The organism is Salinispira sp. (genome assembly GCF_059431795.1).
The window spans coordinates 15,282-30,455 of the sequence record NZ_JBXWXS010000041.1 but is presented as its reverse complement, the minus strand read 5'-3'; the positions used below and the strand labels follow the sequence as shown (position 1 = coordinate 30,455).

The following is a 15,174-nucleotide window of genomic DNA, read 5'->3' as shown; positions in this document are numbered from 1 at the left end:
AAACCAACGGGGCTGCCTTGGTATACGGCAGCCCCGGGTGAACCTAAACAAATGGAATATTACAAGCCGTTCACCGAATACACCGCATACCCCCGAGGAGGAGCCCACAGCTCAACCCATCCGCTGGAGTTTGCATATTTACTGGAGGGCTGATAATTCTGGGAACTATTGGACGAATACCATGCGTATGATTTGAGAGTTTTTCCCCTCAGGTACCCGTTGTTGGTCTGAACCCAGCTGCCCTTCCAGGAATTGGGACTATCGTTAATTACCACGATGTATCCTGGGCTGCTGGAGGAGCTTCCGTATGCTCCGTAGATGAGAAGATCGCCGTCATTGGTTTTCAGCTGCTCGATGGAAGGAGCTCCCCCCGCCAGCTGACCACGGACCCAAACCAGCTGATCAATTCCATTTCCCCACTGGCCGCCCAGATCATCCAATCCGTAGTCAAAGTAATCCTTGTACCAAATCATGGGATATCCCTGGTAGGTCAGGATGAATGCGTATGCCAGCATTTTATCGTTATAAATCTCATTGGTATCGTGGTTTCCCACGAAGGTAACCGCTCGGTAGGGATTCTTTGATGCAAAACTCTTGGAGTGATCCACCAGGTTGGGTAGGTAACCTCCGCCGGATGTATTGTTGCAGATATCTGCAAGGGTGTAGTAGGTGGCGAAATCGAAGGCGGACATGTTCGCCTCCCTGGTCCACCAGTCCAGAGTTGAAGTGTTTGAATCCCAGTACTCACCCACGGAGAAGGTATTTCCGGTTGCAGACTTCATATCTTTGACAACCCATGGGTAAATCCCTTTTACATAGTCGAATCGCCACTGATCGAATCCTGCGTTATTATCGTTCATCAACCAGTTCATCCAGTCCTTCATATCGTTATACGGACTTCCGGAAGTATAGGTCACATCAGGATACCCCCCAAAGGCACCTGAATCATTTGAACTGTAATTGTTAGGATGAAAATCGTACCAATGCCATTGAGCCTTGCCCGAAGCAACCTGTGAAAAATCTGTCCAGGTATTGGAGTTTGTCACCGGATTCCATTCAGACTGACCGCCGGAGCGGTGGTTGAGAACAATGTCCGCCATGACCTCAATTCCGTAGGAATGATAACGGCTTATTGCTGACTTCAGTTCCTGCTGGGAACCAAAACGGGTTTCCACAGTACCTTTCTGGTAGTGTTGTCCCAGGTCGTAATAATCGTAGGGATCATAGCCCATGGAATAGCCGCCGCCTTCCGCCTTGGATGCAGGAGGAAACCAGATTACATCAATCCCATAACCACCGGACATGTTCGCAAGGTCGTCGGCTTTGTTTTTCAGGGTGTTGTACCAGTTACCACCGCCCGGTACGTCCCAGTAGAATCCCTGCATCATCACACCGGAGCTGTTTCCCACCCCACGGGAAGCAAGATCGGCTTGAGCAGAGGAATCGGGCATCAGCCCGTTTGAACAGGACACAAGAAATAGCGCAAGAGCTATCGCCAGCATCGATTTAATCAATACTTTCATACGAGACTCCATTCAATAGTAGATGTTTAGCAAAAGCGCTTTCCCCAATTACATGCATGCTACGCCCGCTTTTTGGTTTTGGCAAGGAAAATTTCTTAAGCCTTTATTATACAATGATTTAACGTGGATCTCTATTGCAGTATTGATGGAATTTAGCTTTTTGGAAGCGTTTCCACTCCGGCTCTCCACACTCTTTCGGGCATTATAAATTAGGTATGAGCGGTAACAGGGTAGGCTATCGAGCTCATATCCAGATCCCCCCGGACAAACATGGGGTCATCCTCTTCTTCTGCGTTAAATTCTCGAGACTCAATCCCGATGCCCCGGGCCTCCAGCTGAAAGTGAAAAATCGTGTGCAGAGTCTTTGGGGTTTGGAGGGATCCCAGGACTGAGGCAAGGTTCACCAGCTGGGTTGAAATGAGACCATACATATTCAGAGTATCACCGTCCAGGGAGTAGAGAGCAATCAAGTCCTGTTTTGAACCATAAAATATCTGTTCCCGAAATACCTCCAGGCAGTACCAGTACAGAATATCCCGATTATCTTTGAAGGCGAAGCGGGGATAAAAATCGAGAACCGTATGATTGGCGAAAAGATAAAAGGCTTGGCACACGCTCCCGTATTCTTCAATGACCCGTTTCATCAATTTCCCTGCCTATCTTTCGAAGCTGATGCCGAAGGCCCGGCCACAAAGATCGTCGAAGCTCCGCCGCAATGTGTCATTGTGTTTATAATCGTAAATTTATTTCATGGAATCCTGATCTCCACCTGGCCGGTTTGATATCCGGCCAGGCATTTTGTTTACTTACTCCATATCCCAGCGAAAGCTGAATAGGGAAGCCAGAATTCCCAGGATTGCAACTATGCTGAGTACTGATATCTGAGGTAGAAAATTTATCATCCCCTCTCCCTGAGACAGTCCGTTCAGAAGAATAATCCCGTGACGAAGGGGCAGTACCACGGCAATCTTCTGTACGGCGTCCGGAAAAACCTGAAATGGGATGGTGGTTCCGGAAAACAACAGCATGGGAAAATACACGGCGCTGCAGAGGATCCCCGCACGTTTTGCATCCCGCGCACTACTTGCGATAACCAGGCCGATTGAAAAAATCGAAATGAGCACAAGGAAGAATCCTGGGATCATGGAAAGTAGTGAAGCATCGAATTTGAGGCCGAACACGAGTACCCCGGTGAGGGTGACCAACAACGCAGATAATACCGCCACAGCGGTTTGCACCGCAAACTGCACTGCAAGAAGGATCCCCGGATGAACCGGAGTTACCTGAAGGTGTTTCAATACTTTCCTGCTGCGGTACTCAGCCAGCACCAAGGGCAATCCCATCAGCCCTACAGCACAGATTCCCACCGACATAAACGCTCCGAAGGTATGCTCCAACATGCTGCTTTCCCGGGGAGGATAGATGAGGCCCACCACCAAGAGAATGATCATCGGCATGAGGATTGCAAACAGGAGCATGTCGGCACTTCTAAAGCTGAGCTTCGTTTCGATTTTGAGCAATGTAAAGAATGCTTTCATGCTTCACCTCCCACCAGATTAATGTATGCTTCTTCCAGCCCAGGTATTGGCAGATGTTCATCGCCGTGATTTGATCTCCGCCCTGTTTGCTTGAGCTCTTGTATGGATCCTTCCGCAATTTTACGGCCGGCTTTTAGAATCATCCCACGGTTGCACAGATGCTCCACTTCATCCATGAAATGGGAGGTAAGAACTACCGTGCATCCCTTCCGTTGAAGATCCTGAATAAACGCCCAGCTGGCACGGCGTGCCAGCGGGTCCAGACCGCTTGTGAGTTCATCTAAAAACACCAGCTCCGGATTATGAATGCATGCCAGTAGAATACTCAGCTTTTGTTTTTCTCCACCGGATAAAGATTCTGCGGAGCTTTTCCTGAGTGTGTACAAGTCAAAATCCTCGAGCATGCCAATCCAATCATTCTCATAAGCATAGAGGCTGGCTGTCATTTCACAAAGCTCTTCCACCTTGATGGAAGGCTGCCATGCGGAGTCCTGAAACTGAACTCCCACCTTTGTGTAGAGTTCCCGGCGGTTTTCGCGTGGATTCATACCCAGAATTGAGACATCTCCTGAGTCAGTCGTGCGGGTGCCGAGAATGCACTCCAGGGTGGTGGTTTTCCCCGAGCCGTTCGGCCCGAGAATTCCGAAAATCTCACCACGATGTACCGTGAAATCAAGCTCTTTTACCGCATGCAGGTCACCATAATGTTTATCCAGTCCCTTCACTTTCAATACTGCATTCTTTGTGACGTTCATTTTATTTCCTTTTTCTGTTTAGAAGCCTCTTTCAGGCCGGGCTCCGCTTTTGTATCGGAAGCTGGATCTCGGTCAGCCAATTGTCAGGATTATCTCGATTCCAGATTCCGTCAATATAGCTTTCCCGGGGATGGTCTGTCGGAACCCATCCGTTCGCCTCCACCCAGGAGAAGAGGGCGTTATAGCTTGATCTTAGATCATCGTAGCGACCCCGGTGTAGAATGCACGCTGCCTCCCGCACCGCTTGGATGGTTTTGAACCGGACATTTTTAGAATCTGCCCTGGGAGCAGTAACCGCCTCGCAGATTTCAACATCTATGTCCTGTTCCCGGTACTCGCCGTCATGATAGATGGTGAAGCAATAGGCGGGCTCCCTGCACTCCGCTCCCACCTGTTCCATGTATTCGCCCATTTTCGGGACGATATCGAAAAATGTATCGTAGCCCGGAACCATGGTGCGCATGGACGCCACAATGACTTCAGGCAATGCTTTAATACGTATTTCAGAATTCATTTCCTCTGCTCCTTCGAGTTTTTCCTGATATCGCCGTACCTGCTCCAGACGTGCCTGCTCAGCTGCAATCGTTTTCTTTAGTTGTTCCGCCCGCTGATTCAGTAAAACATTCAGTTCGATTCTGTCTTCCAGGTAGGCCTGAATGTCGGTCAGTGAAAAACCCAGGGCTTTCATGCTCAAAATTTTCCGGATAACCGGAAGCTGATCGCTGCTGTAGTATCTGTACCCCGTCCAATCATCGGTTTTGGCGGGTTTCAACAGTCCGATGCGGTCGTAATGCCGCAGGGCCTTTGGAGTGACCCGGTTTATCTTGGAAAAATCTCCGATTGAATACATATGTTCTCCTGCGCAAGAGATATAGGTATTCTACGGATTCCCCTAAGGGAAAGGTCAAGCGGAATTTGAATTTATTATCCGAATGTTTCTTTGATATTGTGCGAGGTAGCCTCTCGGGCATCAGATTGCTATAATTCCATGTGATCTGCAGGTGCTTCATGAACAGCATACTATTGAGCGTGCAGAAAAAGCTATCACATAAAAACGGGGATTCCATGGAAAGTATTTTTAACGGGGACAGCTACCAGAGCGGTGAATCTAAGAAGCTGCCTTTTGTCCACTATCTTTTTCTCGGCAGCCGCTGGGGTATGTATTTCACATTTATTAAAGACGTTGTTTTCCGCTACCGTCAGGAAGTGATTGACGGCAAGTATGACGATCAACGATGGGTAAAGAGCTCTCAGGATTCTTTAAGGATCGTTGAGCGTTTCGGAGGCCGTTTTGATATCCGGGGAATGGATAATCTTCAAAAAGAAGACGGCCCATTTGTAATCATTGCAAATCATATGAGTACTCTGGAGACAGCGGTATTGCCGGGGATTGTGCGTCCCCATATGCCGGTGACCTTTGTGGTGAAAAAGAAGCTCACCGAAGGAAATGTATTCGGCCATATCATGCGGAGCCGGGATCCCATTGCCGTGGGAAGGGTGAATCCCCGGGAGGATCTTGCAACCGTACTGAAAGAAGGTACGGAAAAACTGGCAAACGGAATATCTATTATCATTTTCCCCCAATCCACCAGGACTGCTGAGTTCAGTCCCGAACGGTTCAACTCACTGGGTGTTAAGCTCGCAATACGGGCCGGGGTGAAGGTGATTCCCATTGCTTTGAAAACAGATTTTTGGGGTGAGGGAAGCGTTATCCGGGGCTTTGGGCGGATCTCCCGGAAGAAAAAGATTCATATAGAGATTGGTGCTCCCATTACCCCCAGTGGCCGGGGTAAAACTGAGCATCAGGAGATAATAGATTTCATTCAAAGCCATCTGGAAAGATGGGAAAAGGAAGATAATGCAAGATAACTTTGAAAAAATGTTTGAAGAAAGTCTGGAAAATAGCCGGAAATTTCAACCAGGAGATCAATTAGACACCAAGGTGGTTTCAATAGCAGATGATTGCATCTTTTTGGAAATCGGAGGGAAGAGCGAAGGGCAGCTGGATGCCCTCGAACTCACTGACGATTCGGGCAACATCAGCGTTTCTGCCGGAGACAGCATTTCCGTGTACTTTTTGAAGAAGGAACACGGAAATCATATTTTCACCACCAAGTTGAAGGGCGATACAGCGGGGCACAGGGTCTTGGAGCGAGCCTTTGAAGCAGGCATTCCCGTTGAAGGTATCGTGCGTCAGGAAATCAAAGGCGGCTTTGAAGTGGGCCTGGGAGATATCCGGGCATTCTGCCCCCATTCCCAGATGGGATTGCCCGGAGAGAGTTCCGAACCGGTGGAACCGGGCTCCCGTCTTTCATTCAGAATCATTGAGTTCAATGAAGACGGGCGGAATATCCTGGTTTCCAACAGGGTGATTCGTGAACAAGAGCATCAACAAAAGAAAGAAGCCCTTCGAAACCGGTTGAAAGAAGGAATGGATCTTTCCGGGATCATCACCAAGGTTCAGGAATTTGGTGCATTTGTGGATATTGATGGATTTTCAGCCCTCCTTCCAATCTCCGAGGTGACTCGTGGGCGTCTGGATGATATTCACTCTGAACTTGAACCGGGACAGGAGGTAACCGCACGAATTATCGCCCTGGACTGGGATCGAGATCGGATTACCCTGAGCATGAAAGCTCTTCTGGCTAATCCCTGGGAAAATGCTGAGCAAACGTATCCGGAGGATTCCAGACACATGGGCCGTGTGGCCAAGCTTACCCCCTATGGCGCCTTCGTTACCTTGGAGCCGGGGCTGGATGGCCTTATTCATATTTCCCAGCTTGAATCCGATAAACAAGACCCCGTATCCGGCAAGGTGTTGAAAAAGGGGATGGAATTGAGTGTACAGGTGATCAGCATAGATACCCGGCAGCAAAGAATCGCGCTGAAGCCTGCGGGTAAACGGATGGATGATGCGGCAAGAAGCAAGTACATGGAAGAAAATGACACTGAAGAAACCTATAATCCGTTCGCAGCGTTAATGAAGGATCAAAAGAAAAAGTAGCCGGATAGATTCTCTTCAACCCTATTCTAATCGGAGGAGCCCTCATATATCCAGCTGCCTGGGTGGAATGAGGGCGGATATTCGGATAAAGCGACTGGAGGGGGCGGCCGTGCTGAGCAGCCTGCGTCAAACCTACGGCGGCTTGGATCGGAGTGTGTATTTTCTGTTCCTTGCTCAAATAATTAACAGCATGGGCCACTTTGTGCGTCCCTTTCTGGCCCTGTTTTTAACCCGTAAACTGGGGCTCAGTGCCGGGGAAACAGGCCTAGTGGTATGGATTGCCGCATTGGCCTGGGTTCCTTCATCCCTCATCGGGGGTAAGCTTGCAGATGCGTATGCTCGGAAAACTATCCTTCTGATCTTCCAGGGACTTGCGGCCGTCACGTTGATCCCCTGTGCATTTCTGGGGAGTTCCCTTGCAATTCCTGTTCTTCTGATAGTTTCCAGCTTTTTCCAGGGTGTGGCTGAACCGGTGAATGATGCAATGATCACCGATATCACATCCCGTGACCAGCGCAAGACTGCTTTCAGCCTGCTATACTTGGGTCATAATATGGGCTTTGCCATCGGACCCATGGTGGCCGGATTTCTGTTCACAAACTATATGCCGTGGCTCTTTATTGGTGATGCCGTCACCACCCTGGCCGCCCTCGTGCTGGTTGCAAAGTTCACCCGGGAGACACGGCCGGATGAGCAGGATGTAGCCAGAAGTCTGGATCTGCCTGAAGACAATCCCGAACGGGCGGAGAAGGGAAGTGTTTTCAGTATTCTCTTCCGCCGTCCTCTATTGCTTGGGTTCATGCTGGTGTTTATGCTCTACTCTTTTGTCTACTCTCAGGTGGGATTCGGCATCCCTCTCCAACTGGCTGCCACCTTCGGTGAACGGGGGTCGAATTTCTACGGCATTCTTATGGGGGTAAACGCCGTGGTGGTGGTGCTGCTTACCACCTATCTGCTAAAAGCTACGGCAGGGATGCTTCCGGTGCTTACGGTTGCCGTTGCGGGACTTTTCTATGCTCTGGGCTTCGGATTCCTGGGGCGCAGCGAATCGTTCTTTCTGTTCCTCCTTCTCACAGTGCTCTGGACTGTAGGGGAAATACTCAGTGCCACCAATGCCTCAGCGTATATTGCCAATCACGCCCCCATCACCCATCGGGGCAGAATCAGTGCTGTAGCGCCTATTATCATGTACAGCGGGGAAGCTGCAGGACCGCCCCTTGCCGGTTGGTTTATCGATGTCTTTTCTGTGAACCGAATCTGGGATGTTGCGCTGATTCTTTCACTCACCGCATCTTTATTGATGTTTGTCCTTTACGCAATCGAACGGTTTCGAAAAAGGGAAAAAACGCCAGCCGCCGGTTGATTTATTTGAAATGGAAAACTGTACGGTTTATAGTAAAAAGGTGACTGATAGCAGCATAGAAAACCTCCATTCTGAATTTCACGAAGATTTCCGGCAGATTATCGAAAATAGCCGGGAGATGATCTGCATTCATGATGTGAACGGTGTCTATCTGTATATTAATCCCGCCGGCCTGGAAATCACCGGGTATAGCGCCGGGGAAATGCGGGGTACCAATCCATACAACTATTTCCACCCGGATGACCGGGAAGCTATTCGTTCCGGTTCCCACCGTCCCGCTCAGGAGGGAGATTCAACCGTCCGCATGGTATATCGCTTTATCAGAAAAGATGGAAGCATCGTCTGGCTGGAAACCCTTACCCGCCCCATGTACAACTCCGCAGGTGAGATATACAGACTTCATACTTCTTCCCGGGATATTACCTCATCAGTTCTTCAGCAACGGGAAATCCAGGAGCAGAATTTCCAATTATCCCTCTCCCAGGATCTTTCGGGAATCGGTTCCTGGTCTGTGGATCTGGAAACATGGTCTGTAAACTGGTCCAGGCAGGTTCGCCGCATACATGATCTGGACGATGACACCCCCCTGGATGTGGACAGTGTACTGAGATTTTATACCGGAGAGAGCAAGAGTATAGCCGAAGAACGATTGGAACGAATCCTTCAGGATGGAGAGGGGTTTGATGAACGGCTGCTTGTGCGTACTTCAAAGGGGCGGCTGGTCTGGACCCGGGTCATCGCCGAGGTGTATCAGGAAGGTGATATCGCCAAACGGGTGTACGGTGTATGCCAGGATATAGATGAAGAGTATCGATACCAGAGAGAATTGCAGAAAACCGTAGATTTGCTTACCGCTCGTAACCGCCAAATGGAAGAAATTAACCGAATGCTGGGTCATAACCTTCGGGGACCGGCGGGAAATATCAAGATGATTCTGGAGTATGTGGGGGAAAACGGCCTCCCGGATCAGGCCACGGTGGATATGCTTATGGGAAACACTGATCTCCTGCTGAAAACTGTGGATAAAATGGTGGAGCTGGTAAAATCCACGGTGATAATCAGTAAACCTGAGACCCCTGTCTCCCTGTTTCATGCCTACATGCAGGCCCTTATGGGGCTTGAGACAATGATTCATAAATATGAGGTAACAATAAGGGAAGAGTTTTCTTCCGTCTCCAGCCTGAAATACCCCGAAATATATCTTGAGAGTTACTTCTATAACTTTCTCAGCAACGCCATTAAATACCGGTATGATGGCCGGGCACCGAAAATTGAAGTATTCACGAAGGTGGAGAATGGAAACGTTATTTTGGTTTTCCGGGATAACGGCAAGGGAATAGATCTGGAAAAATATGGTGAGAAACTGTTTGGGTTCAATGAGCGTTTATCTATGAACGAAAAACCCAAGGAAGAGACTCCCGAAGGAAGCGGTCTTGGACTTTTCATGTGTAAGAATCAGGTGGAATCACTGGGCGGTAGAATTACTGTAGAGAGCCGAGTAAATGAGGGAAGTGAGTTCAGACTCACCCTGGGCTCTCTTGCAGATTTACGATGAAAAGTTTCAAAGATACCAGAAGCGGAGTTATGAACGTAACGAATAGGATTAGATTAATACTTGGAACGGCGGTGTTGCTGCTTATCTGGGTGATATTGCCGGCATGTAGCACACAGGAAGGTGCAATGACACCTGAACATACTACTTCTGAAAATGGAAAGTACTTGCTGATGCAATCCCCGGATGGAGTTTGGATGGGGAGCCTGGATACGGGAAACGGGGAGATCCGTCTGATTTTCAGAAGTACGGGCAAAGAATCCTGGGTGATGGACAGTCCCGATCAGGGGGTCACCGGCTTACCCGCTGAGTTAATTCAAAAGTCCGACGGTATTGTACGCTTCAATGTGAACTCAGTGGGAGGCTATTTTGCGGGCAGGTTTAGGGGAGAGGAATCTCTTGAAGGAAGCTGGTATCAAGGCGGTGCACAATTCCCCCTGATTCTCGAACCCCGGGATGCTCAACCGGGACTTTCCCGCCCACAGGAGCCCGAACCGCCGTTTCCATACAGATCAATGAATGTACGATTTACCAATGAGACTGCCGGAATTCAACTTGCCGGAACCCTTACGGTTCCCGAAGGAAACGGACCGTTTCCCGCTGTTGTGCTGGTAAGCGGTTCGGGTCCCCAGAACAGAGACGAAGAATTAATGGGGCACAAGCCATTTCTGGTTCTGTCTGATTATCTTACCCGACGGGGAATTGCAGTACTGCGCTACGATGACAGGGGCGTGGCTGAAAGTCAGGGAGATTTTTCAAGCGCCACAAGCAGGGATTTTGCCTCCGACGCCCTGGCCGGCTGGAAGTACCTTCAATCCCGGGAGGAAACGGATCCCCGGAGAACCGGCATTGCCGGACATTCCGAGGGCGGTTTAATTGGTATTTACTTGGGGTACCGGAATCCCAGGATTCCGTTTTTGGTTCTTCTGGCACCCTCGGTTATTTCGGGAAGGGAGCAATTGCTCCTTCAAACAGAAATCATTATGCGTCGCAGCGGAGTGAGTGAGCAGGCCATCGAACGAGATATTTCGTTTGCGAAAAAGGTCTATGATCTTTTAGAAGAGCAGGACCCGGATGAGCCACTTTCCCCGGAAACCAGAGAACGGCTGAGCGAAGCGTATCGGGATCTGGGTTTCACAGGAGCCCGGTTGAAAGAGGCCGTAAATCGGGTCACATCGCCATGGTTCCGCAGTTTTCTCGCGTACAATCCCTCGGATGAGATCAATGAGCTGGAAATGCCGGTCCTGGCGGTGTTTGGTGGGCTGGACACCCAGGTAGATGCGGCTGCAAACCGAGCGCCCATCTCTGCAAAGAATATTGATGTAGTCACACTCGATGGATTGAATCATCTCTTCCAGGAAGCCGAAAGCGGATTGCCTGCCGAGTACGGCAGTATTTCTGAGACTATGAATCCGAGACTCCTGGAACTTGTCAGCTCATGGGTGCATGGACGCTGACTGAAGCTCCGGTTCGCTGTGTTCGCCATTAATGCCGTAAAACCATTCGGATTCAAGCCGGCCTTCACGGCTTCGGATTTTGAGAAGACTCGGTGCAACGGCTCGTGCATATTTTTTTGAGAAGTTCAGTGCCGCATCTTTACTGTCAAACTCATTTACCTGAAACGATCTTCCGTCCATTCTGAGAATCCAGTTTCCTAATCTGGCGTCATACTGTACATGGTAAATTTTCGTCATCATATGGAACACTCCGCTGGATCTTTTCTGTAATTTCACATCGGTACAATACCCTGACTACACCATATGTCTATCCGCCGGATAAATATATAGCCAATTTTGGCTAAAGTGATGCTATGCCCAAAGTAACAGGTTTCAGACCGACCTTTTTCTCCCGAAAATTCCGGCAACTGCAGCATGTTTTTAATTGACCAAAATTGGCTACATAAAAATATCCAAAAAATAAAATATGCAAATTGACACAGGGAGAGGCACGGCATAGCGTTATTGGCATGTACAGCGGAAACGAATGCTCAGATAGATAACGACTGAATGGGACTTTTCGTCATTGGGCTGAGGAAACCGAACTAAATTATCTAAAAAGGAACCCGCCATGAATGCCAACCAAAAAACACCGGTTAAATCCATTCCCCTTCGGATTGTACGGAATACCGCCCTAGTATTCCTTATCGCTTTAACAGTGCTCAGCGTTACCGATTATCTGCTTGAGCAGGCAATAGCTGGAAACCAGGCGACGGGCGGACTGTTCAGCTATATCGGTGAGTTTATGCTTCTGAATGTGCTCCCGATTTTGCTTATCTTCTCGACGATTCTGTATCTTTACAGCAGACCCATCCAGACTGCCTACATAAAGCTTCAACAACAGGGAGCGGCGGATCCGGAAATAATAGCAAAGGCCAAAAAGAGAATGTTCCGCCTGTCTTCACTGGTGCTGGTTTTAAACTTTGTGAGTTTTTTCGGCGGTACCCTTATTTTCTTTTCAACCCAGGGGTACTTCAGCGATCCAGGCAGTCCCCGTTTGTGGTTCCATCTAGTTTTCACCCTCTCCAGTTCGGGGGTATATGCATTTGTTCAGAATTCCCTGAACCGGCAGGTTCTCACTCCAGCCCGGAAGCTGATGCGGATTTACCGCATTGAAGCTGAGTCCCGGGGGCGGGAAATGAATCTGGACAGGAAGACCGTGCTCATTGCAACCCTTCTTGCCCTGTATGCTCTTACCTATTTCCTGCCCAAACTCTTTTTTGCCTATGAAGCGGAGCTTAACTATTCTCAGCAGCTGTACCGCATTGTCAACGAAGAGATCAGCATCCAGGAAGCCCAGTCGGCGTTTGACGAAACCTATGATGACTTTTCCAATCCTCCTGCATTCCAAATGGATGAACGGGATGTCAATACTCAATTGCACAGTGTGAGGCTGGTGTTTGCCGTTTCTTTCGCGGCGATTATGGCCATTGTAATTGCCGTGGCGTTGATCTATTCCAAAGAGCTTGTACTTCAACTGAAAATACAGAAGCAAAAAATCCAGGGAATTTTATCCGGCGAAAACAGCCTGAGTGAACGAATTTCTATCACCACCAACGATGAGGTGGGGGAGTTGTCTGAACTGATCAACCGCTTTATGGATACCCTGGAATCCATGCTCCAAAGCATAGCTGAAAGCTCCAGGTCAATATCCGGCTCCTCCAGATCCGTAAATGAGTCTATCAGCCAAGCAGGTGCGGCAATGCATCAGATAGTCACATCTGTGGAACAAATCAGCGGTAACGCAGACGAGCAGTCCGGCTCGGTGAAGGCTGCCCGGGATAAGATCGGTGAAATTCAAAAAAGCATCCAGCACATCGGCAGCGACATTGAAAACCAGTCAGCTTTTGTGGAGCAGACGGCTGGCGCCATGACAGAAATGGCAGGAAACATCACCTCAGTATCTAAAAACACCCAGGACGCAAACAGTCTGGCAACAACCCTCATGGAGCGGGCCCGCAGCGGCGAACAGCAGATTGATCAGAGCATTCAGACCATGTCAGCAATAGAAGATGCCACTTCACAGGTGAATGAGATTGTAAAGCTCATAGCCGATGTGGCTGCACAGACGAACCTGCTTGCCATGAATGCGGCGATTGAGGCAGCCCACGCCGGCGAGTCGGGCAGGGGCTTTGCGGTGGTCGCAGAAGAAATCCGGAAGCTCGCAGAAAACAGCAGTCAGCGTACCCGGGAAATTGAAGACCAAATCAAGCTGATGAGCGAACGGGTGAAAAGCGGAGCTGAGGACACCAGAAAGGCCGGGGATGCATTCAGGAGTATTTTTCAGGGCATTCAGGAAACCAGCAACTTAATCCAGCAGGTCAGCTCCGCAATGCTGGAGCAGAAAAACGGAACCGATGAAATACTCTCATCGGTTGGATCTGTGGTAAACGCCACCAACAGCGTTAAAGAGCTCACAGGAAGTTTGCAGGACCAAAGCGCTCACATCGATGGAAGCATGGTTGAGCTTGTGGATATCTCCACTCATATCCGGGAGGCCACCAGCGAACAGAGTAGAAGCAATTCGGAAGTATCAAACATGATCGGACGGCTGAAAGAAGGATCTGAGGCGAATATGGCAGTTGTGGGAAATCTGGAGACCATTCTCAGGAAATTCAATCTGAACGGAGATAAACATGGAAACGACCATATCTAAAGCCCTGGTACATAAGAGCCGGGATGAAAATGTACTTCTGGCAAATCTAAGGAGAATTCTCCCCCGGGTTATCAATGACGCAGGGTTTAAGAAGCTTCTTTCCCAGGCCTCTGAAGAGGAGATATCTCTCATCCGGATAGTATACAAACTCGTCAAATCCCGCAGTCTCTTCGGGCGAGATCCTCACTACATAATGAAGGAGTCACTTGGGGCTCTCAGGTTAGACACAGAGCAGTATGAAGCCGTTATGAGGGCTATACCCGAGGAAAGCAGGGAAACATTCATGGAAAGCTATGAACGGGTCGCTTCCAGCCAAAACGCCAACGGATGCGGAGATCCGGATGAATACCGATCTTCCAGTGAGGCAACTCCCGATTCCAAGCTGGGTCATGATGAGATCTACATTCTCAGGAAATTTCTTGCGGATGATCTTCTCAACAGGATTATCAAACATGGGGGGAAAAAAGAATATTACATCAACAATGCGCTTCAGGCCGAAGCTTCCAAAATTCTTGAACGCTATGGTCACCATGATGAGCGGGAGATATTCCTGTCGAACCTCGTGGTTGATACTAAGCATCCCTTCTTTTTTGAGCACCCCAACGAACACGTTCCGGGCATTATGATTCTGGAGGCCTGCAGGCAGCTGGTTGTTGCTTGCGCACATGAATACGGGAATGTTGCGTCCAAAGGTGCACACATGATTCTGGATGTAATGGAAGCAAAATTCGACGGCTTTTTGGAGTTGTATGCTCCGGTGATTCTCAGGGCTCAGGTTACATCCAAACGCATACAGCGGGGAAGCTGGTCAACCGTACGCATGGATATCACCATTCATCAAAATGGAGAACAGATGGGACGTGTACAGGTCAGCGGGAGTAATGTGGGAGAAAATGTGTTCAAATGGATACGGGAAGTAAAACGGGGAGAACTGGAGAAGCTGCCGTTTTACCCGCCGGGAGATTTGGATCATACTCTTCTTTTAAAACAGCCGGGGAACGGGGGGTGGCTGGAAGGCCGGCTTGAGCGGATTAATCTCAGCGGTTTTACCCTCCAGGACGGCTCGGCAGTAAGTAAATCTGATTCTGAAGAAAGGGATTTTGTGCTGATAGTAGGCGGAGTATCTGCCAAAGGCGTATGCAGCTGCTCAGCGATTGAGGAAGGGTACGATTTTATCATCACCCATATGCCTGATACTGAACGGGAACGTCTTGAACTGATTATTAAACGGTACTTCAAGGTGCCGGAAAAAGCCGTACTGTAAACGGCCTGAATTACCGTATAGGG

The 15,174-nt window shown here is 49.2% G+C and carries 13 protein-coding genes; 7 read left to right on the top strand and 6 right to left on the bottom strand.

Features of this window, described 5'->3' with window-relative positions; genetic code table 11:
- Positions 1–59: 59 nt before the first annotated feature.
- The 5 genes from AC52PS_RS13710 to AC52PS_RS13690 all read right to left on the bottom strand — a co-directional run bounded on the left by AC52PS_RS13710 (position 60) and on the right by AC52PS_RS13690 (position 4,666).
- Positions 60–1,523 (bottom strand): alpha-amylase domain-containing protein, encoded by a 1,464-nt coding sequence (locus AC52PS_RS13710; protein WP_495563642.1) that lies wholly within the window; start codon positions 1,521–1,523, stop codon positions 60–62.
- A gap of 209 nt (positions 1,524–1,732) precedes the next feature.
- Positions 1,733–2,167, bottom strand: coding sequence for a hypothetical protein (locus tag AC52PS_RS13705; RefSeq protein ID WP_495563641.1), 435 nt, complete (start codon positions 2,165–2,167; stop codon positions 1,733–1,735).
- Positions 2,168–2,329: 162 nt separating this feature from the next.
- Complete coding sequence (locus AC52PS_RS13700; RefSeq protein ID WP_495563640.1) at positions 2,330–3,061, bottom strand: ABC transporter permease; 732 nt, start codon at positions 3,059–3,061, stop codon at positions 2,330–2,332.
- On the bottom strand, positions 3,058–3,816 hold the full coding sequence (locus tag AC52PS_RS13695; protein ID WP_495563639.1) for an ABC transporter ATP-binding protein: 759 nt from the start codon (positions 3,814–3,816) through the stop codon (positions 3,058–3,060). The genes AC52PS_RS13700 and AC52PS_RS13695 overlap by 4 nt, the downstream gene beginning before the upstream one ends.
- A gap of 31 nt (positions 3,817–3,847) precedes the next feature.
- Positions 3,848–4,666 carry a MerR family transcriptional regulator gene (locus AC52PS_RS13690; RefSeq protein WP_495563638.1) on the bottom strand — a complete coding sequence of 273 codons (819 nt, stop codon included), beginning with the start codon at positions 4,664–4,666 and terminating at the stop codon, positions 3,848–3,850.
- Positions 4,667–4,824: 158 nt separating this feature from the next.
- Between AC52PS_RS13690 and AC52PS_RS13685 the strand changes: the two genes are divergently transcribed.
- The 5 genes from AC52PS_RS13685 to AC52PS_RS13665 all read left to right on the top strand — a co-directional run bounded on the left by AC52PS_RS13685 (position 4,825) and on the right by AC52PS_RS13665 (position 11,192).
- The gene (locus tag AC52PS_RS13685; protein ID WP_495563637.1) at positions 4,825–5,685 is read left to right on the top strand and encodes a lysophospholipid acyltransferase family protein; all 861 of its coding nucleotides are present in this window, start codon (positions 4,825–4,827) and stop codon (positions 5,683–5,685) included.
- Positions 5,675–6,820, top strand: coding sequence for a 30S ribosomal protein S1 (locus AC52PS_RS13680; RefSeq protein ID WP_495563636.1), 1,146 nt, complete (start codon positions 5,675–5,677; stop codon positions 6,818–6,820). The genes AC52PS_RS13685 and AC52PS_RS13680 overlap by 11 nt, the downstream gene beginning before the upstream one ends.
- Positions 6,821–6,929: 109 nt before the next feature.
- Positions 6,930–8,183, top strand: coding sequence for an MFS transporter (locus AC52PS_RS13675; RefSeq protein ID WP_495563635.1), 1,254 nt, complete (start codon positions 6,930–6,932; stop codon positions 8,181–8,183).
- 40 nt (positions 8,184–8,223) lie between these two features.
- Entirely contained in the window at positions 8,224–9,738 is a 1,515-nt protein-coding gene (locus AC52PS_RS13670) for a sensor histidine kinase (RefSeq protein ID WP_495563634.1), read from the top strand.
- Positions 9,739–9,932: 194 nt separating this feature from the next.
- Positions 9,933–11,192 (top strand): alpha/beta hydrolase family protein, encoded by a 1,260-nt coding sequence (locus tag AC52PS_RS13665; RefSeq protein WP_495563633.1) that lies wholly within the window; start codon positions 9,933–9,935, stop codon positions 11,190–11,192.
- Here the strand turns inward: AC52PS_RS13665 and AC52PS_RS13660 are convergent.
- Positions 11,172–11,432: a DUF2188 domain-containing protein gene (locus AC52PS_RS13660; RefSeq protein ID WP_495563632.1), complete on the bottom strand. Its 261-nt coding sequence runs from the start codon at positions 11,430–11,432 to the stop codon at positions 11,172–11,174. The two genes, AC52PS_RS13665 and AC52PS_RS13660, sit on opposite strands and share 21 nt — an antisense overlap.
- Positions 11,433–11,802: 370 nt before the next feature.
- Between AC52PS_RS13660 and AC52PS_RS13655 the strand changes: the two genes are divergently transcribed.
- The gene (locus AC52PS_RS13655; RefSeq protein ID WP_495563631.1) at positions 11,803–13,887 is read left to right on the top strand and encodes a methyl-accepting chemotaxis protein; all 2,085 of its coding nucleotides are present in this window, start codon (positions 11,803–11,805) and stop codon (positions 13,885–13,887) included.
- A complete protein-coding gene (locus tag AC52PS_RS13650; RefSeq protein WP_495563630.1) occupies positions 13,868–15,151 on the top strand; it encodes an AfsA-related hotdog domain-containing protein in 1,284 nt (427 codons plus the stop codon). Before AC52PS_RS13655 ends, AC52PS_RS13650 begins: the two co-directional genes overlap by 20 nt.
- The last annotated feature ends 23 nt before the right edge of the window (positions 15,152–15,174 follow it).

Excerpts from the sequence above, each read along its gene's own strand:
- AC52PS_RS13710 (WP_495563642.1), bottom strand. The coding sequence starts at position 1,523 with ATGAAAGTATTGATTAAATCGATGCTGGCGATAGCTCTTGCGCTATTT.
- AC52PS_RS13660 (WP_495563632.1), bottom strand. The coding sequence starts at position 11,432 with ATGATGACGAAAATTTACCATGTACAGTATGACGCCAGATTAGGAAAC.
- AC52PS_RS13700 (WP_495563640.1), bottom strand. The coding sequence starts at position 3,061 with ATGAAAGCATTCTTTACATTGCTCAAAATCGAAACGAAGCTCAGCTTT.
- AC52PS_RS13690 (WP_495563638.1), bottom strand. The coding sequence starts at position 4,666 with ATGTATTCAATCGGAGATTTTTCCAAGATAAACCGGGTCACTCCAAAG.
- AC52PS_RS13650 (WP_495563630.1), top strand. The coding sequence starts at position 13,868 with ATGGAAACGACCATATCTAAAGCCCTGGTACATAAGAGCCGGGATGAA.
- AC52PS_RS13655 (WP_495563631.1), top strand. The coding sequence starts at position 11,803 with ATGAATGCCAACCAAAAAACACCGGTTAAATCCATTCCCCTTCGGATT.
- AC52PS_RS13665 (WP_495563633.1), top strand. The coding sequence starts at position 9,933 with ATGGGGAGCCTGGATACGGGAAACGGGGAGATCCGTCTGATTTTCAGA.
- AC52PS_RS13695 (WP_495563639.1), bottom strand. The coding sequence starts at position 3,816 with ATGAACGTCACAAAGAATGCAGTATTGAAAGTGAAGGGACTGGATAAA.
- AC52PS_RS13680 (WP_495563636.1), top strand. The coding sequence starts at position 5,675 with ATGCAAGATAACTTTGAAAAAATGTTTGAAGAAAGTCTGGAAAATAGC.
- AC52PS_RS13685 (WP_495563637.1), top strand. The coding sequence starts at position 4,825 with ATGAACAGCATACTATTGAGCGTGCAGAAAAAGCTATCACATAAAAAC.
- AC52PS_RS13705 (WP_495563641.1), bottom strand. The coding sequence starts at position 2,167 with ATGAAACGGGTCATTGAAGAATACGGGAGCGTGTGCCAAGCCTTTTAT.